We start from the raw sequence: 20,585 nt of genomic DNA, 5'->3' as shown, positions 1-20,585 counted from the left end.
GAAAAATGCTCGGAAGGCGCCGCGGCTGCGGCGCCTTCATCCCGTCGCAGAAATCAGGCCGCCTTCAGCAGATATGCATCGTGTTTCCGCAGGAAGGCGTGCAGGCGTTCCGGATAATCCGGGCCGACAGCTTGCCTCACGCTCTGGCGTTCCGCCAGGGCCGCCCGCCAGGCACGGACATGCGGCGTTTTGGTGAAGACCGCCGTTTCGGCAAGCGTGTCGAACAGGTCGAAATAGCGGAACACCGGCGCGAAGACCGCGTCGACAAGGCTGAAATCCTTGCCGGCGAAATAGGGTCCATTGCCGAGCACTGCCTCCAACCGCTCGAACTTGTTTGCGATGGCGGTGCGTTTCTGTTCATAGATCGAGGGGTCCGGCGTCGTCTCCAGGCCCCAGATGTCGGAAAGGATGGTTGAACCATACGCAGCAACGGGTCGGCCGGATGCAGCTTTGGGCCGGCCCTTGTCTCTTCGATGTATTCGCAGATCACCGAGCTCTCGAAGAGCACAGCCTGGGGCTGGTCGGGTTGCCGCACGATCAGCAGCGGTACCTTTCCGAGCGGCGACAGGCTGAGGAACCATGCCGGTTTGTCGGCAAGGTCGATGAGTATCTTTTCGAAGGGCACGCCCTTTTCGCTGAGCGCGATGGCTGCGCGCTGCACATAGGGGCACAGGTGATGGCTGACGAGCGTCAGATTTTGCACAGGAGCCTCCTCAGGCCGCGATCTTCATGCCTTCGGCCTGCATCGCCTCGCGCACTTTGGGACGTGCGCCGACACGGTCCATGAAGGCGCGCAGCTTCGGGAACGCCGTGAGATCGACCTTGGTGAAGGCCGACCAGCCGACGATGGTGAAGAGATAGGCGTCAGCGGCACTGAAGCGCTCGCCGGCCAGATAGGGGCCTGATTTCTCCAGGTGGTTCTCGACGAATGCCAGACGCCTGGCGAGCATGTTGCGCGCGGCATGCTGCGCCTGCGATCCATATTCGGGATGGAACAGCCATGGGCTGTACATCTTGTGCAGTTCGCTGGCGATGAAGTTGAGCCAGCTTTGCTCCCGGTAGCGCTCGTCCGATCCTGCCGGCTGCATCAACTGCGATCCCGGCTTGAGATCGGCCAGATACTGCACGATGGCAGCGCCTTCGGTCAGCACCGAGCCATCATCGAGCTCAAGCGCGGGTACATAACCGTTCGGGTTAATGGTGGTGAAATCGGCACCGGTTTCTGTCGGATGTGGAGTTTTGGCGAGGTTGACCTTTTCAAGGTCGAGTTCGATGCCGGCTTCCAGTGCGACGATGTGCGGCGACAGCGAGCACGTGCCGGTCGCGTAGTAGAGTTTCATGGCGGATCCTTGCGGGCATTGGTGTCGCCGTCATTGGCGACATCTTCCGCTCTGAAGAATAGGATTGGCATCCACGCATTGCTCATTGAGATTTTGCTTGCCGTGCTTGCATGACTGCAAGCTCACACTGTGCTATCCACCCGACATGGATGACTGGAATGAATTGCGGTTGGTGCTTGCGGTCCAACGCGAGGGAAGCCTGACCGGCGCGGCCAAGGCGCTCGGCGTCGATCACTCGACAGCCTTTCGCCGGCTGAATGTCCTCGAAGCCCGTCTCGGCGTGCGCCTGTTCGAGCGCCTGCCCGGCGGTCTCTATCAGGCCACCGCCACCGGCGAACGCATGGCGACGACCGCCGAGCGCGTCGAGGACGAAACGCTGGCGCTCGATCGCGACATTGCCGGGTCCGACCATCGGCTGTCGGGCCGATTGCGGGTGACGTCGTCGGAAACGCTGGCATACAGCCGGCTGCCGAACCACCTGGCGGCGTTTCGCAGGACGAACCCCGGTATCGTGGTGGAACTGCTGATCGACAACCGCGTGCTCAGCCTGTCACGCCGCGAAGCCGACATCGCGTTGCGGCCAGTGCGTCCCAAGGAAGGCGACCTGTGGGGGCGCAAGCTCTGTGCTGCGGCCTGGACCTTCTTTGCGGCGTCCACCTATCCGGGGGGCCTCGATGATCCGATCGAGGACATCGGTGACCGGCAGGATCTGATCGGCTGGGAGGAGGGGGCTGCCGGTATCCAGGCAGCGGAATGGCTGGGTCGGGCAGCACCGGACAGCGCCTTCGTCTATCGCACCAACAGCCTGGTCAACCAGTTCGTGGCGGCAAAGGCAGGTATCGGGCTGGCGCTGCTGCCCTGCTATCTCGGCGACAGCGATCCCGGCCTTGTACGGGTGCGGCCGGAACCCTTGCCCGATCTGGAAGGGGAATTCTGGATCGTCACCCATGCCGATCTGAAACGGACGGCACGGGTGCGGGCTTTCTTCGAACAGGTAGGCGACGGGCTGGCCCGCGAGCGCGACCTGTTCGAGGGAAGGATGCCCAGAACAACAGGATGCAGTGGAATGCCGTGACTGCATTCCACTGCAGAGCCGAGGCTAGACGATTTCGAGATAGGCGCTGAACTCGTAGTCCGTCACCTGCTCGGCAAAGCCGGCAATCTCCTGACGTTTGCAGGCGACCATCATCTGCCTGAGCACGGGCGCGAATATCTCGGCTGCGATCGGGCCGCTCTCGAACGCGTCCACCGCCTGGCCCCATTCCGCCGGGATCTTGCGCTGTTTCTTGGCCGAATAGGCTCGACCCGTCTGCGGCGCCGTCGGTTTCCAGTTGTTCCGGATGCCGACCAGAGCCGCACCCAGGATCGCCGTCAGCACCAGGTAGGGATTGGAATCGGCCCCGGCGACACGGTGTTCGATACGCCGTGCCTTTGGATTGCCGCCCGGAATGCGGATTGCCGCCGTGCGGTTTTCGTAACCCCAGGAAATCGAGGTCGGTGCATGCGTGTCTGGCCGCAAGCGACGGTAGGAGTTGTAGTGCGGCGCAAACATCAGTGTCGTTTCCGCCATGCCGCGCAGCAGGCCGGCGACTGCGCTCTTCAGGACCGGCGAGCCTTCGGCGGTACCGTCGTCGAAGACGTTCTCGCCTTTCTCGTTGAGCAGGCTGAAATGCACATGCATGCCGTTGCCAGAACGCGTGCCGTAGGGCTTGGCCATGAAGGTTGCGGCCAGCCCATGCTTGCGTGCCACGCCCTTGACGATGCGCTTGAAGAAAACGCTGTCATCCGCCGCCTTCAGCGGATCGTCGGTGTGCAGCAAATTGATCTCGAACTGGCCGATGCCATTTTCAGCGATCGCAGCGTCGGCCGGCACGTCCTGCCTGGCGCATTCCTTGTAGACGTCCGAGAAGAACTCGCCGAAATCGTCCAGTTCATCGATGGAGAGGATGGCGTCGGAATCGAGCCGCTTGCCTGTATAAGGCGAGATCGGCGGCATGGCACTGTCAGGCTCGGGGTCGATCAGGTAGAATTCCATTTCCGTCGCCACGACCGGCCGCAGGCCCAGTTCGCGATATTGCGCGACGATTGCCGCCAGGGCCTGTCGCGGGTCGGCCAGGAAAGGGCGGCCATCCTCCAGCGACAATTGCAGCGGGATGAGTGCACTGGGCCGCGAGGTCCAGCTGACCGGCAGCGGTCCGCGTCCCGTCGCCTCGCAGATGCCGTCGCCGTCACCCGTGGCGAAAACCTGCGTGCTGCCGATGATGTCCTCGCCCCAGACGTCGACGCCGACGATGGAAAGCGGCATGCGAATGCCGCCGCCGAGAACCTTGGATGCCTGTTCGACCGGGATGCGCTTGCCGCGCATGATGCCGTTGAGGTCGCAGACCACCGCCTGAACGCTTTCGATCGGGCCGTTTTTGTCAATCCATGCCTTTAACTGTTCTGATTCGCTCAATTTGAGCACCTATACCTTTCTTGTTGAGAGAGCCGCATTGCCCGGCGAAGCTGGCATTGTGCCCAGCGCCGGTCAAGCTGACCCGAAGTTGTGGATCAGCAGGTGGCGATTCCTGTCGACAAGCGGCACTCATGCGGTTAGGCGGTGGCAAACAAGTTGCGGGAGCGGCCATGACCGGAAGAACCCTTATCGCACCATCGGTGCTGTCATCGGATTTCTCCAGGCTCGGCGATGAGGTCGAAGCGATCGTCGAAGCCGGCGCCGACTGGATCCACCTCGACGTCATGGACGGGCATTTCGTACCCAACATCACTTTCGGCGCGCCGATCATCAAGGCGATCCGCAATCGTACCAAGGCCTATTTCGACTGCCATCTGATGATCGCGCCGGTCGATCCTTATCTGGCGGCTTTTGCCGAGGCCGGCTGCGACGGCATCACCGTGCATGCCGAGGCCGGTCCGCATCTCGACCGTTCGCTGCAGACCATCCGCAATCTCGGCAAGAGGGCGGGTGTCGCGCTCAATCCCGGCACGCCGGAAAGCGTCATCGAATATGTGCTCGACCGCCTGGACCTCGTCCTCTTGATGACGGTCAATCCCGGCTTCGGCGGGCAGGCCTTCATCCCGGCGGTCGTCGAGAAGGTGAAGCGGGTCAAGGCGCTGATCGGTGCCCGGCCTATCGACATCGAGATCGACGGCGGCGTTTCGCCGGAGACAGCGCCGCTGGTTACCGCTGCCGGCGCCAATGTGCTGGTCGCCGGCGCTGCCGTATTCAAGGGCGGCACGGTCGATGCCTATCGCAACAACATCACGGCGATCCGGACGGCCGCTGACAAGGCAGCCGTCTGACCCCTATGCTTTCGGATGGTGCGTCCTTCGAGGCTCGCCCCCACTGCTTTTCGCTATAACCCCAACGCGTTGCGGGCTCGCACCTCTGGATGAGCGCGGCTGTACAACGACGGCCAAGTTCTGAGACGTTTCAGAATTCTCGTCCGCGCGGCAAAACGGTCCTCATCCTGAGGTGCGAGCCCGCAACGCGTTGGATAGATTGTAAAAAGGCAGGCGGGCGAGCCTCGAAGGACGCACCGTCGGAGAGAGGCGACGAGGCGGCGCGGTAACCAGCGCCGCCGAGCTGTCAGCCGAAGACCCGGTCGCCGCCGATCCAGACGCCCTTCATGGCAAGGTCGTCGCTCAAGGCGACGATATCGGCCGCAGTGCCTTTTGCGAAGCGGCCGAGCCGGTGCGACTGGCCAACCGCCTCAGCCGCATAGAGCGAGGCCATGCGCAGTGCCTCTGCCAGATCGATGCCGACCACCTGGTGCATGAAACGAACAGCCGAGATCATGTCGAGATCGGCGCCGGCCAGTGTGCCGTCGGCCAGCCGCAGGCTGCCTTCCTTGCGATAGATGGTGCGGCCGTTGAGCGTGAACTCGGTCATGTTGGTGCCGATCGTCGCCATTGCGTCGGTGACCAGGAAGATGCGCGCCGGACCCTGCTTGGCCTTCAGCGCGATCTCAATGGTTGCCGGATGCACATGGATGCCGTCCGCGATCAGGCCGGCGAAGATGGTGCCGCCGTCGATGGCCGCCCCGGCCAGGCCGGGTTCACGGTTGCCGATCTGGCTCATCGCGTTGAACAGATGCGTGGCCATGGAGGCGCCGGCCCCGGCATAGGCCGTGGCGGTTGCATAATCGGTGTCGGAATGGCCGAGGCTGACGACGATGCCGGCCTTTGCCAGCGCTTCGACCTGAGCAGCGGTCACTGATTCCGGTGCGACCGTGGTCTGCAGGACCGGCAGCTTCCCCCTGGCTGCAATCAGTGCCGCCTGGTCGGCCGCGTTCATCGGCCGGATCAGCTTGGGGTCGTGCGCGCCCTTGCGCGAAAGCGACAGGTGCGGCCCTTCCAGATGCAGGCCGAGGAAGCCCGGCAGCTTGCGCTTTGCAGCTTCGGCACCTGCCGCGATAGCGGCAGCTGTGATCTCCGGCGTGTCGGTGATCAGTGTCGGCAGCAGCGCTGTGGTACCGAACGGCACATGCGCCCTGCAGATCGTTTCGATGGAAGCAAGGTCGGGATGATCGTTCAGCATCACGCCGCCGCCGCCATTGACCTGAAGGTCGATGAAGCCCGGCGCCAGGATACCGCCGCCGAGGTCGACGACTTCGGCTTCCGGCGGGATGGTACTGCGCCCGGCAATCGTTTCGACGAGCCCGTCGGCGACGATCAAGGCTGCATCGTCATGCCAGTCGGTGCCGTCGAAGATGCGTGCGCCGGTGAGTGCGAGGTGCTTGCTCATACGGTCTCCGTCACCTTGCGCAGGTTTGGCGGAGTGTCGGGATCAAGACCGCGATGGCGGGCGAAGGACTCCACGAAAGCATAGAACGATACGATCAGCGTCAGCGGATCGGTCAGCGGATGCCCGGTCGCGACATGTGGTAGTGTCGTTGCGCTCTTGGCCAGCTTCGAGGTGATGAAGGTGGCGGCACCCTTCGCGGCAAGGGTATCGGCTGCGGCGGCAAGCGACGGCTCAGAGGCATCGCGGGCGGCAAGCGCCAGCACCGGGAATTGCGGGCCGACCAGCGCCATCGGGCCGTGCATGACTTCGGCACCGCTGTAGGCTTCGGCGTGCACCGCGCAGGTTTCTTTGAATTTCAGCGCCGCTTCCGAGGCGATGGCGAAGGACGGTCCACGGCCCAGGATGAAGAACGAGTTGTGTCCGTCGAGCGCGGCGGTGAGCGGGCTCCAGTCGCAGGCGACGGCCTTGCTGAAATGCTCGGGCAGCTGCTTCAGGGCGGCGATCAGCGTTTCGTCGCCGGTGGCGTGCGCCATCAACGCCAGGCCGGCGACAGCCGAATTGACGTAGGTCTTGGTGGCAGCGACGCTGAGTTCCGGTCCGGCCAGGATGTCGACGGCATAGTCGGCCGCGCGCGCCAGCGGCGAATCGGCCGTGTTGGTGAGGGCGATGGTCAGCGCGCCGCGCGCGCGCGCGCTTTCGGCCATGGCAACGATGTCCGGGCTCTTGCCCGATTGCGAGATGGCAAGGCAGGCCGAGCCATTCAGCCGCAGTTTCGCGCCGTAGATCGAGGCGACCGAAGGGCCGACCGAAGCGACGGCGAGGCCGGCAGTCAGTTCCACGGCATACTTCATGAAGGTGGCGGCGTGGTCGGAAGAGCCCCGCGCCACGGTGATGATGAAGTTGGGGTCGCGCTCGCGGATGCCGCGTCCGGCCTCAGCCAGCACCTTGCCCGATCCGTCGAGAAGACGGGCAGTCGCCTGGGGGATCTCCTCGACCTCGCGGAGCATATGGGATTTTGTTGTTGTCATTGCCGCACTCCGTTGTCGTCGCTGGTCACGCCAAGCCTCAGCTCGGCGACAAAATCATAGGCATCGCCGCGATAGACCGAGCGTGTGAACTCGATCACCTTGCCGCTGGCCAGATAGGAGATACGCTCGATGCGCAGGCTTGCCGAACCGGTGGGCGCATCGAGCAGCCGGGCATCAGCTTCGTTGAGATTGACGGCCGAGATGCGCTGGACGGCGCGCACCGGGCGGTTGCCGGTCGCTTCGAGGGCCGCATAGAGCGAAGAGCCGACAACGCTCGGATCGGGCAGCGCATTGACCGAAAGCGAAGCGCGTTCGATCGCCAGCGGCGTATCGTTGGCAATGCGCAGTCGAGCCACCCGGGCCACCATCTCGCTGGCGGCGAGACCCAGTACCATCATCTCTTCCGGCGATGGGGCATAAAGTCCGCGGTCGAGCCAGGTGGAACGCACCTGCTTGCCGCGCCGTGCCATGTCTTCCGTGAAGGAGGTGAGTCGCGACAGCGATTGTTCGACACGCTCCATGCGTGGCGCCACGAATGTGCCCGAGCCATGGCGTTGCACCAGGACTCCGCCCTTTACCAGATCCTGCACCGCCTTGCGCACGGTGACGCGCGAGATGTCGGCCATCGAGGCGATGTCGCGCTCCGAAGGCAGCGCGTCGCCCGGGCCGATCAGGCCGCGATTGACCGCATCCTCGATGCTGCGGCGAAGCTGAAGATAGAGCGGCGCACCGCTTTGCGAGGCTTGTTTGAGCGAGGCAAAGATGACGTCCGCCGCCTCGTTCATCGTGCCGTCTCCGCCGCGCCGGCGAATTTTCGCACCGCCATCCGCACCGAGCCGCCGAGGGCGTCGTCGAGTGGCGTTTTCAGCAATGCGCGAAAACGCTCGGAGAGGCGCGGGGCATAGAGGGGCGCCAGCCCGCCGAGCAGGCACAGCGGATCGCCGGCCTGCAGGTCGAGCACGCCGAGCGAAGCTTCCACATCTCCAACCGACTTGTCGACGATCCACGTCGCGACGATATCGCCCGTGGCGGCATTCTCGAACACTTTTGGCGCAAACCCGCCGAAATCACCGGGCTTGGCGTGGGTGGTGAATTCGACCAGGTCCTGCGGATTGTCGCGGAAGATGCCCATCATTTCGCGGGTCAGCGGCGAAGCTTCACGGATGCCGTCATAGGCAAGCAGGGTCTGTTCGAGAAGATCACGTCCGATGCGTGCGCCACTGCCTTGGTCGCCGACCTGGAAACCCCAGGCGCCGACCGAACGCGACTTGCCCTGCTTGCGCACCATATAGGCCGTGCCGGTGCCGAGGATCGCGATGGCGCCGTCACCGGAGCCGACCGCGCCTTCGAGCGCGATCTCGAAATCGGTTTCCACGCTGGAGCGGCTGAACGGCAGGATGGCTTCGAGCTGCTGCTTGTAGGTGCCGACATTGGCACCGGCGAGCCCCAGTATGGCCGGCGTCTGCGTAATCAGTTCAGGGTCTTCGCCAGCTGCGAGAAATGCCTGCCTGGCAGCGTCCACGATATGCGTGCGTGCGCCCGTCAGGTCACTGCGGATGTTGGCGGCGCCCGATTTCGCGCGACCGAGGATCTTGCCGCTCGCTGTTGCGAGCGCTGCCCTGCAGCTGGTGCCGCCGCCGTCAATGCCGAGCACGAAAGTCACACTGAAATCTCCTCTTGCTGGATAATACCAATAAAATACCAATAGCCAAGGATAAATTTATGGTTCGATTCAATAATCGCTACTTACATGAAATTATTGGAAATTTTATGCGGGCGGAGATCGGGTCGTTACGAAATCGCTAATGCCAGTGGACAAGTGGTATTTTTTTGGTATTGTCTGAGAAGGTGGAGGAACCGGAATGGCGCAGAAGCGCACTGAAGCGCAGCATCGAGATGCCGAGGGGCTGGATATCCAGGCGCCCGAAGCTGTATTGAAGTCGCTGGCCGAGGCCCAGATCGAGGCCGCCAGCGCCGTGCGCGAAGCCATTCCTGCCATTGCCGCCGCATCCGCATTGATCTCCGAGCACCTCAAGGCCGGCGGGCGGCTTGTCTATGCCGCCGCAGGCAGTTCCGGCCTCATGGCCGTCGCCGATGCGCTCGAGCTTCCCGGTACCTTCGGTATCAAACGCGATCGCATCGTCATCCTCATCGCCGGGGGCAATGAGGCTTTCCACAATCTGGCGGGCGGTCCCGAGGACGACGAGGAAGAGGCCTCCGCCGGGATTGCCGGAGCCGGCGTCACCTCGGCCGATTGCGTCATCGCTCTTTCGGCCAGTGGCTCGACCCCCTATCCGGTCCGCGCCTTGCGCGACGCGCGTCAGCGTGGCGCCGCGACGATCGCGATCGCCAACAATGGCGACACGCCGCTGCTCAATGCCGCCGATGTCGCCATCCTGCTGAAGACCCCGCCGGAAGTCATCGCCGGCTCGACCCGCATGGGGGCGGGCACCGCCCAGAAGATCGCGCTCAACATGATGTCGACCCTGGCAGCCGTCCATCTTGGCCACGTCCATGACGGCTACATGGTCAATCTCTTCGCCGACAACGCCAAGCTGCGCGACCGCGCGGCGCGCATCGTCACTGCCATAACCGGGCTCGATCGCGATGTCGCCAACCGCTCGCTCGAGCAGAGCGGTGGCGCGGTGAAGACTGCCATTCTGCTCGCCGCCGGTGCTGAAAGCGTCGATGCGGCCGAGGGAATATTGGAGAAGACCGGCCAGAAGCTGCGGCCGGCCCTTTCCGCCATCAGAGGAGAACCGGGGGCGTGAAGCCTCCGTCTCGTCAAAACCGAACCTGAAAAAGGTCAACAGGGAGACTGAGCATGAAGACGAAACTTCTTACGGCGCTACTTTTAGGCTCCAGCGTACTCGGCTTTGCCGGCGTGGCGTCGGCCGCCGATGCCACGCTCAACATCGAGAGCTGGCGTGGTGACGATCTCGCCATCTGGAAGGACAAGCTGATCCCGGCCTTCGAAGCGAAGAACCCCGGCATCAAGGTGGTGTTCGCGCCTTCGGCTCCAACCGAATATGACGCGGCACTTGGTGCCAAGCTCGCCGCGGGTTCGGCCGGCGACCTGATCACCTGCCGTCCGTTCGACAAGTCACTCGAGCTCTACAAGAAGGGCGATCTCGCCGACCTGACCAAGCTGTCCGGCATGGAGAACTTCTCCAGCGTTGCCAAGGCTGCCTGGACCACCGACGACGGCTCGGCCACCTTCTGCGTGCCGATGGCCTCGGTCATCCATGGCTTCATCTACAACAAGGACGCCTTCGAGAAGCTCGGCCTCAAGGTTCCGCAAACCCGCGACGAATTCTTCGCCGCTCTCGACAAGATCAAGGCCGACGGCACCTATATCCCGATGGCCATGGGCACCAAGGACCTCTGGGAAGCCGCGACCATGGGCTACCAGAACATCGGTCCGAACTACTGGAAGGGCGAAGAGGGTCGTCTGGCGCTGATCAAGGGCGAGCAGAAGCTGACCGACAAGGACTGGGTCGAGCCCTACGCCGAACTCGCCAAGTGGAAGCCTTATCTCGGTGATGGCTTCGAGGCGCAGACCTATCCGGACAGCCAGAACCTGTTCACGCTCGGCCGCGCTGCCATCTATCCGGCGGGCTCGTGGGAAATCGGCCTGTTCAATACCCAGGCCCAGTTCAAGATGGGCGCCTTCCCGCCGCCGGTCGGCAAAGCCGGCGACACCTGCTACATCTCAGACCATACCGACATCGGCATCGGCCTGAACGCCAAGAGCAAGAATGCCGACGCGGCCAAGACCTTCCTCACCTGGGTCGCCTCGCCGGAATTCGCCACCATCTATGCCAACGCCCTGCCGGGCTTCTTCAGCCTGAATTCGTCGCCGGTTAAGATGGAAGATCCGCTGGCGCAGGAATTCGTTTCCTGGCGCGAGAAGTGCAAGCCGTCGATCCGCTCGACCTATCAGATCCTGTCGCGTGGCACACCGAACCTGGAAAACGAGACCTGGGTTGAGTCGGCCAACGTCATCAACGGCACCGACACTCCGCAAGTTGCAGCCGAAAAGCTGCAGAAGGGTCTCGACAGCTGGTACAAGCCGGCGAAGTAAGACTGCCAAACGACCGGGCCGCGGTTTGCCGCGGCCCGGCCTCTCCCGAACTAATTTCCGATTGTCGGCGCGGTTCCTCGCCCTTACGCTCTTCGTTAGAGCGTTTCCGTCTTTCACGGAAACGCGGAGACGCTCTAACTGATTGTTTTTACGCGATTCCGGACGGAAAACCGTCGAACGCTTTTCCTGGAATTGTTCGTTGAAGACTGGAGAAGGGGGCGCCGGCTTCACGTTTCACCGCTTCCTCGAGGTCGAAGGAAGAGACGGTGGGCAACCGAGGGGCGGCATTCCGACAATTTGACGGTGACACCGGAGCAATTCCAGCAAGGTGCGTAGCGGTTTTTGCGCCCGGGATTGCGTTGAAACAGAGAAGAGTTGGAGCGTTTCCGTGAAAACGGCGACGCTCTGGAGGCGGCAAGGACCGAACTCATGGCTGCAGCATCGAAAAAACCGTTCCGTTGGCACATCGGCGTCTTCCTGGCGCCGGCGGTGCTTGTCTATACGGCGATCATGATCCTGCCGTTGTTCGGTACACTGCAGCTCTCGCTGTTCCGTTCCGTCGAGCAGGTACAGACCTTTGTCGGCTTCGACAATTTCCGCACCTTGTTCACCGACCCCTCCTGGTCGTTCAATTTCTGGAATGCGCTGAAGAACAATCTCTGGTTCTTCATCATCCACATGGTGGTGCAGAACCCGATCGGCGTCATGCTGGCGGCACTCCTGTCCAGCCCGAAGCTGCGTTTCACCGCCTTCTACCGCACCGCGATCTTCATCCCGACCATCCTGTCTTTCGTCATCGTCGGTTTCGCCTGGAAGCTGATCCTGTCGCCGATCTGGGGTGTGGCCCCCGATCTCATGGGAATGGTCGGCCTCAAGAGCCTGTTCACACCCTGGCTCGGCAAGGAGCAGTATGCGCTGACCGCGCTCAGCCTGATCTCTGTGTGGCAGTTTGTCGGCATTCCGATGATGCTGATCTATGCCGCGCTGCTGTCCATCCCCGACGAGGTGATCGAGGCCGCCGAATGCGACGGCATCACCGGCTGGTCACAGTTCTGGAAGATCAAGCTGCCGCTGATCCTGCCCGCCATCGGCATCATCTCGATCCTGACCTTTGTCGGCAACTTCAACGCCTTCGATCTGATCTACACGGCGCAGGGCGCTCTGGCCGGACCGAACTATTCGACCGATATTCTCGGCACGTTCCTCTATCGCGCCTTCTTCGGCTTCCAGCTGCAGGTGGGTGACCCTCACATGGGTGCAACCATCGCCACCATGATGTTCCTGATCATCCTGATCGGCGTCTGCTTCTATCTTTTCCTCGTGCAGCGGCGCCTGCGCCGCTACCAGTTCTGAGGTGTCACGATGAGCAAGGCCACCTCCTCCCTGCCGCGGACCATCGGCGCACACGCGATCCTTTTGGCCTACACCATCATCGCGCTGTTCCCGGTCTTCGTCGTCGTCATCAACTCGTTCAAGTCGCGCCAGGCGATCTTCCAGCAGCCGCTGACGCCGCCGACGCCCAAGACCTTCGACTTGATCGGCTACACCACCGTGTTCGGCCAGGGCGACTTCTTCCTCTATTTCCAGAACAGCATGATCGTCACCGTCGTGTCGCTGTTCTTCGTGCTGCTGTTCGGCGCCATGGCAGCGTTCGCGCTGTCGGAGTACCGCTTCCGCGGCAACACGCTGATGGGCCTCTATCTGGCGCTCGGCATCATGATCCCGATCCGCCTCGGCACGGTCGCCATCCTGCAGTTGATGGTGGCCTCGGGGCTGGTCAACACACTGACGGCGCTCATCCTGGTCTACACCGCGCAGGGCCTGCCGCTCGCCATCTTCATCCTGTCGGAATTCATGAAGGGCGTATCAGACGACCTCAAGAACGCCGGCCGCATCGACGGGCTGTCCGAATACACGATCTTCTTCCGGCTGGTGTTGCCGCTGGTGCGTCCGGCAATGGCCACCGTCGCCGTTTTCACCATGATCCCGATCTGGAACGACCTGTGGTTCCCGCTGATCCTGGCGCCTTCGGAAGCGACCAAGACCGTCACGCTCGGCGCGCAGATATTCCTCGGCCAGTTCGTCACCAACTGGAACGCCATCCTGGCGGCGCTGTCGCTGGCGATCCTGCCGGTGCTTGTCCTCTACCTGATCTTCTCGCGTCAGCTGATCCGCGGCATCACTTCGGGTGCCGTGAAGTAAGACGCCGTTTTCAAACCAAGAACCAAGAAAAACAGACAGGGACAACTCAGTGACTTCGACGAAACCCATACGCGTGGTCGTTGCCGGTCTGGGCAATATGGGCCGCAGCCACGCTCTGGCCTATCACAACAACCCGGGCTTCGAGATCGCGGCGCTCGTCAACCGTTCCGACGTGCCGCTGCCGGGTGGACTCGCTGGTCATGAGATCCGCCGCTCCTTCGAGGACGCGCTGCGCGACGAGAAGCCGGAACTGGCCTGCATTGCTACCTATTCGGACAGCCATGCCGACTATGCGGTCAAGGCCTTCGAAGCCGGCTGCCACGTCTTTGTCGAAAAGCCGCTGGCGACGACGGTTGCCGACGCACAGCGTGTCGTCGATGCCGCCAAGGCCAATGGCAAGAAGGTGGTGATCGGTTACATCCTGCGCCACCACCCGTCATGGATGCGGCTGATCGCCGAAGGTCGCAAGCTTGGCGGTCCCTACGTCTTCCGCATGAACCTCAACCAGCAGTCGTCGGGCCACACCTGGCAGACGCACAAGCAGCTCATGCAGACGACGTCGCCGATCGTCGACTGCGGCGTGCACTATCTCGACGTCATGCTGCAGATCACCGATTCCAGGCCTGTTGAAGTTCGCGGGATGGGTGTGCGCCTGTCCGACGAGGTCGCGCCGACCATGTACAATTACGGCCACCTGCAAGTGCTGTTCGAGGATGGTTCTGTCGGCTGGTATGAAGCCGGCTGGGGTCCGATGATTTCCGAGACCGCCTTCTTCGTGAAGGACGTGATGTCGCCGAACGGCTGCGTCTCGATCGTCATGGCCGAAGGTGTGAAGTCCGACGACATCGACACCCACACCAAGACCTCGACCATCCGCCTGCATCAGGCCGCGACCGGTCCAGACGGCAAGTTCCTCAAGCCGGACGAACTGCTTTCCATGGAAGGCGAGCCGGGCCACCAGGAACTGTGCGACCTCGAACAGGCCTTCGTGCTGAAGGCCATCCGCGAGGATATCGACCTCACCCGCCATATGGACGATGCCGTGCGTTCGCTCGCAGTCTGCCTCGCGGCCGACGAAAGCGTGCGCACCGGCAAGCCCGTCAAACTCTAACAATCGAGCGAGGAACAGCCGTGGGCTCTCTGAAGATCGAGAATGTCAAGAAATCCTTCGGTCCGGTGGATGTGCTGAAAGGCATCGACCTTGACGTCAAGGATGGCGAATTCGTCGTTTTCGTCGGCCCGTCGGGTTGCGGCAAGTCGACCCTGCTGCGCGTCATCGCCGGCCTGGAGGACGCGACCTCCGGCCGCGTGCTGATCGACAGCCAGGAAGTCACCTCGACGCCGCCGGCCAAGCGCGGCATCGCCATGGTGTTCCAGACCTATGCGCTTTATCCGCATCTCACCGTGCGCGACAACATGGCGCTTGGCCTGAAGCAGGCTGGTGAGCCGGCGGCAGAGATCGACAAGCGCATCACCGCAGCGTCCACCATGCTGTCGCTGGAGCCGTATCTGAAGCGCCGCCCGGCGGAACTGTCCGGCGGCCAGCGCCAGCGCGTCGCCATCGGCCGTGCCGTGGTGCGCGAGCCGAAGCTGTTCCTGTTCGACGAGCCGCTGTCGAACCTCGACGCTGCTCTTCGCGTCAACACACGCCTGGAGATCGCGCAGCTGCATCGCCGTCTCAAGGCGACGATGATCTATGTCACCCATGACCAGGTCGAGGCGATGACGCTGGCCGACAAGATCGTGGTGCTGAACGCCGGCCGCATCGAACAGATCGGTGCGCCGATGGAGCTCTATCATGCGCCGGCCAATGAATTCGTTGCCGGCTTCATCGGCTCGCCGAAGATGAACTTCATCGAGGGCGCCAGACTGGGCGAGAGCGTCAAGACGGTCGGCGTGCGTCCCGAGCATCTGACGGTCGACAAGAATGCGGGAACCTGGAAGGGGACCGTGGTGCACACCGAACATCTCGGCGCCGACACCAATGTCTATCTCGATTGCGAGAAGGCCGGCCTGATCACCGCGCGCATCTTCGGCGTCTATGACGCCGAGCCGGGGTCGACGCTTTATGCAACCCCCGAAGCGGGCAAGACGTACCGCTTCGATGCCGACGGCAAGACGGTGAAATAGGACCAGACGGCCAAATTGAGAATGGCGCCATCAGGCGCCATTTTTTATGCGGTTAACTCCGGAAATCAGCCGACGAAGGCGCGCTCGACCACAAAGCTTGCCGGGGCGCTCAGCGAACCCTCGACGAAGCCGAGGTTCTCCGCCATTTCCTTGACGTCCTTCAGCATGTGCATCGAACCGCAGATCATGATGCGGTCGGTTTCCGGATTCAGCGCCTTGATACCGAGATCGGTGTAGAACTTGCCAGACCCGACCAGCGCAGTGATGCGGCCCATGCGATCGGAGGTTTCGCGTGTCGTCGAATTGTACAGCGTCACGCGGCCATTGGTGAACTCACCGATCAGCGGATCCTCGGCCAGCGATGCCACCAGCTCCTGCCCATAGGTCAGTTCGGCGACGTCGCGGCAGGTGTGGGTGAGATAGACGTGCTCGAACTTCTCATAGGTGTCGGGATCACGCAGCAGGCTGGCGAACGGCGCGATGCCGGTGCCGGTCGAGATCATGAACAGGCGCTTGCCCGGCGTCAAAGCGTCCAGCACCAGCGTGCCGGTCGCCTTCTGGCGCATCAGGACGGTGTCACCTGGCTGGATCTTCTGCAGGTGCTGGGTCAGTGGGCCATCCGGCACCTTGATAGAGAAGAACTCGAGTTCCTCGTCCCAGGCCGGGCTCGCCACGGAATAGGCCCGGAACACCGGCTTCTCGGCATTCGGCAGGCCGATCATCACGAATTCGCCGGAACGGAACCGCAGCGACTGCGGCCGGGTGATGCGAAAGGCGAAAAGGCGGTCGGTGTAATGTTTCACCGAAACGACCTTCTCGGCATAGACATTCGCCGGAATCGGAAATTCCAGCGGCTTGGCGGCGTCCGTGCTGGGGGCGGAAGCGGTGCTCATCGAACCAACCTTTTCCTGATGCTTTGGCCGTCCTGCGTGCCCGCTCGGCGGGCCCCGATATGCCACGGCATTGTTCAGGAGGCAGGCTCTTGTATCGGAAATCTATTAGTATACAAATGAACTTAGCGTCAAGATCGAGCCGCGGAACGCCTTTCCAAACTGGCCCTTGTTGGCAGGTGGGACATTTCGGATTTTGGCAATGGATGAGAAAGTTCCGGCGCAATCGGATAATGTCGTGGCTGGCATCGATGTCGGCGGCACCTTCACCGACCTGATCCTCATCGACGGCCGCGATGGCGGCAAGGTGCGCATCGCCAAGACACCGACGACGCTCGACAACCAGGCCTTCGGCGTCGTTTCTGCCCTCGGAGCGACCGGTTTCTCCGCTTCCGCCATCGACCTCATCGTGCACGGCACCACCACCACCACCAATGCGGTGCTGGAGCGCCGGCTGGCCAGGACCGGCATGATCACCACGGCGGGTTTTCGCGATGTGATCGAACTCGGTCGCCGCACCCGCCCGCAGGCCTATGGCATGACCGGGACCTTCGTGCCGGTCATACCTCGCAACCTGCGACTGGAGGTTGCGGAACGCATGGAAGCATCCGGCTCGGTGCGCGTGCCTTTGGATGAGGCGGCTGTACGGCACGCGGTGCAGAACCTGCTGGCGGCGGGCTGCGAATCCCTGGTCATCCATTTCCTGCACGCCTACGCCAATCCCGCGCATGAGCGCCGCGCCGCCGCGATCGCGAAAGAGCTGTGGCCGAACGACCATATCACCACCGGCCACACGCTGCTGTCGGAAGCGCGTGAGTTCGAGCGGGGCGTGACGGCCTCCGTCAACGCTGCCGTGCAGCCGATCCTGGAGCGCTATGTCGCCCGCCTGCGCAGTGAACTCGCCGCTCAGGGCTATGAACGCGATTTCCTGATCATGAATGGCAATGGCGGCATGATCTCGGCCCGGTTCGTGGCGCGAGAGGCCGCCAAGACGGTCATGTCCGGTCCGGCCTCGGGCGTCATAGCCGCGGCCTACACCGGCCGACGCTCTGGCCATCGCAATCTCGTCACCTACGACATGGGCGGCACATCCACTGACGTGGCGCTGATCCGTGATGCCGAGCCTGCGGTCTCCAACGAAATCGAACTCGAATATGCCATGCCGATCCATGTGCCGATGGTGGCTGTGCATACCGTCGGCGCCGGCGGAGGCTCGATCGCCCGCGTCGATGCCGCGGGCCTTGTCCGCGTCGGACCGGAAAGTGCCGGGGCCAGCCCGGGCCCGATCTGTTACGGCCGGGGCGGCACTGAACCGACGATCACCGATGCCAATCTGGTGCTCGGTCGGCTTTCCCCGAACAAGCTGCTGGCCGTCGCCAATCCTGTTACCGTTGAAAGCGTCACCCGCGTCTTCGAAGACAGGATCGGGCTGTTCACCAACCTCTCCGGCGTCGAGGCGGCAGGCGCAGTGCTGAGGCTTGCCAACATGAAGATGGCCGGCGCGATCCGCATGGTCTCGGTCGGCCGTGGTCATGATCCGCGCGACTTCACCCTGTTCGCCTTTGGCGGCGCCGGTCCGCTGCACGCCAGTGCGCTGGCGCGCGAACTGGGCCTGCCGCGTGTCCTGGTGCCGGCGCGGCCCGGGATCACCAATGCGCTCGGCTGCGTGGTCGCGGACCTCAGGCACGATTTCGTCAACACGCTGAATCGTCCGGTCGCGACCCTGGATGAAGAACAGGTCCATCGCGTCCTCGACGGTCATCGCGCCGAAGGCGAGGCGCTGATCGCCAAGGAGGCGGTGAAACCGCAGACGGTCCGCATCAGCCATTCCGCGGACATGCAGTTCGTCGGCCAGACCCATCTGATCAATGTGCCGCTGCCGTCGTCCAATGTTGATCGGGCCACGCTGCAGGATCTGTTCGAGAAGGCCTATTTTACCCGCTTCAAGGTCGAGCTGCCGGAAATCCGCGCCAATCTCGTCAATCTGAATACATCCGTCATCGGCGTGCGTCCGCAGATCGATCTTTCGGCGCTGATCGATCCGGCCGGCCGGGCTCCCACGCTGCGGAAGGCGCGGTTGGAAATCCGCCCGGTCTGGTATGACGGCACCTGGCACGACACCCCGGTCTATGCGCGCGACAGACTGCCGCTCGAAGCCGTCATCAAGGGCCCGGCGATCATCGAGCAGATGGACGCCACCACGGTACTGGAGCCAGGCGACAGGGCCACAAGCGATGCGGACGGCAACCTGATCGTGGAGGTTGGAAGTCGATGACGCACGTCATGCTGGACGCCATCACCCTGTCCGTCATCCAGGCTGCTCTGCAGCAGGTCTGCGACGAGATGGACCTGACCTTTTCGCGCGCCGCCTTTTCCCCGGTCATCGCCGAGGCCAATGACCGTTCCGACGGCATCTATTCCGCTGTCGATGGTTCGCTCATTGCCCAAGGTTCGCAGGGCCTGCCGGTCTTTGTCGGCGTCATGCAGCACTCGACGAAAACGGTGATCGAGATGATCGTGGCTGGCCGTTGCCTGCCGCCGCAGCCTGGCGACATCTACATCGTCAACGACCCCTATCTCGGTGGCACGCATCTGATGGATGTGCGCTTCGCCATGCCGGTCTATCGCGATGGCGACATCTTCTGCTGGCTCTCCAACACCGGCCATTGGCCCGATATCGGCGGTGCCGTGCCAGGCGGCTTTTCCGCTTCAGCCACCGCCGTCGAGCAGGAAGGGCTGCGCCTGCCGCCGGTGAAGCTGTTCAAGCAGGGCGTGCTCGATCCCGAGATCTACGCCATCATCTGCTCCAACATCCGTGTCGCCGACCAGCGTATCGGCGACATCAAGGCGCAGGCGGCCGCCTTGCTGGTCGGCCAGGACAGGCTCGGCGAAATCCTCGATCGTTATGGCGACCAGACCGTCTCCGCAGCGATCCGGGAACTGCGCCAGCGCGCCGCCGAACAGATGCGCGCCAACATCATGGCAATTCCGGACGGGGTCTATCGCTCGAAGGCTTTTGTCGATTCCGACGGCGTCGTCGACGAACCGCTGACCATCGCGCTCGCGGTGGAGAAGGAGGGCGACACGCTGACCTTCGACTTCACGGGCTCCTCCAAGCCCTGCGCGGGGCCGATGAACAGCGTGCTGGCGACGACGCTGTCTTCCGTCTATCTCGCCATGCGTCACATCTTCCCGGATGTGCCGATCAGTGCCGGTGCCTTCGAGCCGCTCATCGTCAAAAGCCCGGAAGGCACGTTCCTCGATGCCCGATATCCGCGGCCGGTGTCCGGATGTGCCGCGGAAGTGTCGCAGCGCATCGCCGAGGCCGTTTTCGCGGCCATGGTGTTGGCGCTGCCGGGCAAGGTGACAGCTGCGCCTGCGGGCTCTAGCGGCAATTTCGCGCTTGGCGGCCATGACCCGGCCCGTGGCCGCGACTTCGTCATGTACCAGATCTCCGGAGGCGGTTACGGCGGCAATGCCTGGCATGACGGCCTGTCCAACGGCTGCTCGACCATAGGCATCTCGAAGTCGCCGCCGGTCGAGATCATGGAGCAGGCTTTTCCGGTGCTCTACCGGCACTATGCGCTGCGCGAGGGATCCGGCGGCGCCGGCCGCCATCGCGGTGGCTTGGGCCTTGCCTATGAGGTCGAACTGCTGCGTGGCGAGGCGCGTGCTTCCTTCGTCATGGACCACGGCCGTTTCGGCCCGCAGGGTGTGCTCGGCGGCAAGGACGGCGCCGTCAACACCGTGACCGTCATCCGCGACGGCAAGGAACACGTGCCGCCGCACCTTTCCAAGGAACAGGACATCCCGCTGAAAGCCGGCGACCGGGTGCGTGTCGGCACGCCGGGCGGCGGTGGCTATGGCAACCCGCTCGAACGATCGAGCGAGGCCGTCCGGCATGATGTCGCCATGGGATATTACACCGCCGAGGAGGCGGACCGGCTGTTCGGGTGATCTCGAAGCCGGCGACGGGTGCAGTCACTCCGCCCGGACGAATCCCTCGGATGCCTTGAGGAGGCGTCTGGTGTAGTCCTGAGCGACATTGTGGGAGACGAGGTCGGCGGCGGCGAGCTGTTCGACAGCCTCGCCGTTCTGCATGACCATGAGGCGCTCGCACATGTGATTGATGACGGCGAGGTCGTGGCTGACCATCAGATAGGT

At 63.1% G+C, this 20,585-nt stretch carries 17 protein-coding genes and 2 pseudogenes; 10 read left to right on the top strand and 9 right to left on the bottom strand.

Translation table 11 applies throughout. The annotated features are described in order from the left end of the window. Window positions 1-53: 53 nt before the first annotated feature. Together ACFWYE_RS30280 and gstA are read right to left on the bottom strand one after the other, a co-directional pair. Window positions 54-703 (bottom strand): annotated as a pseudogene (locus ACFWYE_RS30280) (glutathione S-transferase family protein). Window positions 704-713: 10 nt separating this feature from the next. Continuing rightward, window positions 714-1,340 (bottom strand): glutathione transferase GstA, encoded by a 627-nt coding sequence (gstA, locus tag ACFWYE_RS30275; protein WP_379115714.1) that lies wholly within the window; start codon window positions 1,338-1,340, stop codon window positions 714-716. A 97-nt stretch (window positions 1,341-1,437) separates the two neighbouring features. On the opposite strand from gstA, the gene ACFWYE_RS30270 reads away from it, so the two are divergent. Further along, complete coding sequence (locus ACFWYE_RS30270) at window positions 1,438-2,415, top strand: LysR family transcriptional regulator (protein ID WP_379115713.1); 978 nt, start codon at window positions 1,438-1,440, stop codon at window positions 2,413-2,415. Window positions 2,416-2,439: 24 nt separating this feature from the next. Here ACFWYE_RS30270 and ACFWYE_RS30265 read toward each other — a convergent pair whose 3' ends face one another. Further along, window positions 2,440-3,795, bottom strand: coding sequence for a glutamine synthetase family protein (locus ACFWYE_RS30265; protein ID WP_379064853.1), 1,356 nt, complete (start codon window positions 3,793-3,795; stop codon window positions 2,440-2,442). A gap of 170 nt (window positions 3,796-3,965) precedes the next feature. Between ACFWYE_RS30265 and rpe the strand changes: the two genes are divergently transcribed. Further along, window positions 3,966-4,643, top strand: a complete 678-nt coding sequence (gene rpe / locus ACFWYE_RS30260; RefSeq protein WP_379115712.1) for a ribulose-phosphate 3-epimerase — start codon at window positions 3,966-3,968, stop codon at window positions 4,641-4,643. A 286-nt stretch (window positions 4,644-4,929) separates the two neighbouring features. Here rpe and nagA read toward each other — a convergent pair whose 3' ends face one another. The 4 genes from nagA to ACFWYE_RS30240 are packed head-to-tail and all read right to left on the bottom strand — an operon-like array spanning window position 4,930 to window position 8,778. Further along, entirely contained in the window at window positions 4,930-6,087 is a 1,158-nt protein-coding gene (nagA, locus tag ACFWYE_RS30255) for an N-acetylglucosamine-6-phosphate deacetylase (RefSeq protein WP_379115711.1), read from the bottom strand. After that, complete coding sequence (locus ACFWYE_RS30250) at window positions 6,084-7,115, bottom strand: SIS domain-containing protein (RefSeq protein WP_379064847.1); 1,032 nt, start codon at window positions 7,113-7,115, stop codon at window positions 6,084-6,086. Before ACFWYE_RS30250 ends, nagA begins: the two co-directional genes overlap by 4 nt. Beyond that, entirely contained in the window at window positions 7,112-7,900 is a 789-nt protein-coding gene (locus ACFWYE_RS30245; RefSeq protein WP_379115710.1) for a GntR family transcriptional regulator, read from the bottom strand. The genes ACFWYE_RS30250 and ACFWYE_RS30245 overlap by 4 nt, the downstream gene beginning before the upstream one ends. After that, entirely contained in the window at window positions 7,897-8,778 is an 882-nt protein-coding gene (locus tag ACFWYE_RS30240; RefSeq protein ID WP_379115709.1) for a BadF/BadG/BcrA/BcrD ATPase family protein, read from the bottom strand. The genes ACFWYE_RS30245 and ACFWYE_RS30240 overlap by 4 nt, the downstream gene beginning before the upstream one ends. Window positions 8,779-8,977: 199 nt before the next feature. Here ACFWYE_RS30240 and ACFWYE_RS30235 point away from each other — a divergent pair, with 199 nt between their 5' ends. The 6 genes from ACFWYE_RS30235 (at window position 8,978) to ACFWYE_RS30210 (ending at window position 15,531) form a co-directional block, all read left to right on the top strand. Further along, window positions 8,978-9,886 (top strand): N-acetylmuramic acid 6-phosphate etherase, encoded by a 909-nt coding sequence (locus ACFWYE_RS30235; protein WP_379115708.1) that lies wholly within the window; start codon window positions 8,978-8,980, stop codon window positions 9,884-9,886. Window positions 9,887-9,939: 53 nt separating this feature from the next. Beyond that, window positions 9,940-11,199, top strand: a complete 1,260-nt coding sequence (locus tag ACFWYE_RS30230; RefSeq protein WP_379064841.1) for an ABC transporter substrate-binding protein — start codon at window positions 9,940-9,942, stop codon at window positions 11,197-11,199. A 429-nt stretch (window positions 11,200-11,628) separates the two neighbouring features. Further along, a complete protein-coding gene (locus ACFWYE_RS30225; RefSeq protein WP_379064839.1) occupies window positions 11,629-12,552 on the top strand; it encodes a carbohydrate ABC transporter permease in 924 nt (307 codons plus the stop codon). Window positions 12,553-12,561: 9 nt separating this feature from the next. Further along, a complete protein-coding gene (locus tag ACFWYE_RS30220) occupies window positions 12,562-13,401 on the top strand; it encodes a carbohydrate ABC transporter permease (RefSeq protein ID WP_379064837.1) in 840 nt (279 codons plus the stop codon). Between the two features lie 97 nt (window positions 13,402-13,498). Continuing rightward, a complete protein-coding gene (locus ACFWYE_RS30215) occupies window positions 13,499-14,512 on the top strand; it encodes a Gfo/Idh/MocA family protein (protein ID WP_379115744.1) in 1,014 nt (337 codons plus the stop codon). A 20-nt stretch (window positions 14,513-14,532) separates the two neighbouring features. Beyond that, window positions 14,533-15,531 carry an ABC transporter ATP-binding protein gene (locus tag ACFWYE_RS30210; RefSeq protein ID WP_379115707.1) on the top strand — a complete coding sequence of 333 codons (999 nt, stop codon included), beginning with the start codon at window positions 14,533-14,535 and terminating at the stop codon, window positions 15,529-15,531. Window positions 15,532-15,596: 65 nt separating this feature from the next. Here ACFWYE_RS30210 and ACFWYE_RS30205 read toward each other — a convergent pair whose 3' ends face one another. Next, window positions 15,597-16,424 (bottom strand): ferredoxin--NADP reductase, encoded by an 828-nt coding sequence (locus tag ACFWYE_RS30205; RefSeq protein ID WP_379115706.1) that lies wholly within the window; start codon window positions 16,422-16,424, stop codon window positions 15,597-15,599. A gap of 199 nt (window positions 16,425-16,623) precedes the next feature. Between ACFWYE_RS30205 and ACFWYE_RS30200 the strand changes: the two genes are divergently transcribed. Together ACFWYE_RS30200 and ACFWYE_RS30195 are read left to right on the top strand one after the other, a co-directional pair. Then, window positions 16,624-18,696 carry a hydantoinase/oxoprolinase family protein gene (locus ACFWYE_RS30200; RefSeq protein WP_379115705.1) on the top strand — a complete coding sequence of 691 codons (2,073 nt, stop codon included), beginning with the start codon at window positions 16,624-16,626 and terminating at the stop codon, window positions 18,694-18,696. Next, window positions 18,693-20,378 (top strand): hydantoinase B/oxoprolinase family protein, encoded by a 1,686-nt coding sequence (locus ACFWYE_RS30195; protein ID WP_379115704.1) that lies wholly within the window; start codon window positions 18,693-18,695, stop codon window positions 20,376-20,378. The genes ACFWYE_RS30200 and ACFWYE_RS30195 overlap by 4 nt, the downstream gene beginning before the upstream one ends. A gap of 24 nt (window positions 20,379-20,402) precedes the next feature. On the opposite strand, the pseudogene ACFWYE_RS30190 reads toward ACFWYE_RS30195, so the two are convergent. Then, window positions 20,403-20,585 (bottom strand): annotated as a pseudogene (locus ACFWYE_RS30190) (ABC transporter ATP-binding protein); the annotation flags it as partial.

Origin of the sequence: Mesorhizobium sp. NPDC059025, assembly GCF_042739655.1 — a bacterium.
Lineage (GTDB): Bacteria > Pseudomonadota > Alphaproteobacteria > Rhizobiales > Rhizobiaceae > Mesorhizobium.
Note: the sequence above shows the minus strand (reverse complement) of the source record. Positions and strands in the feature narration are given on the sequence as shown.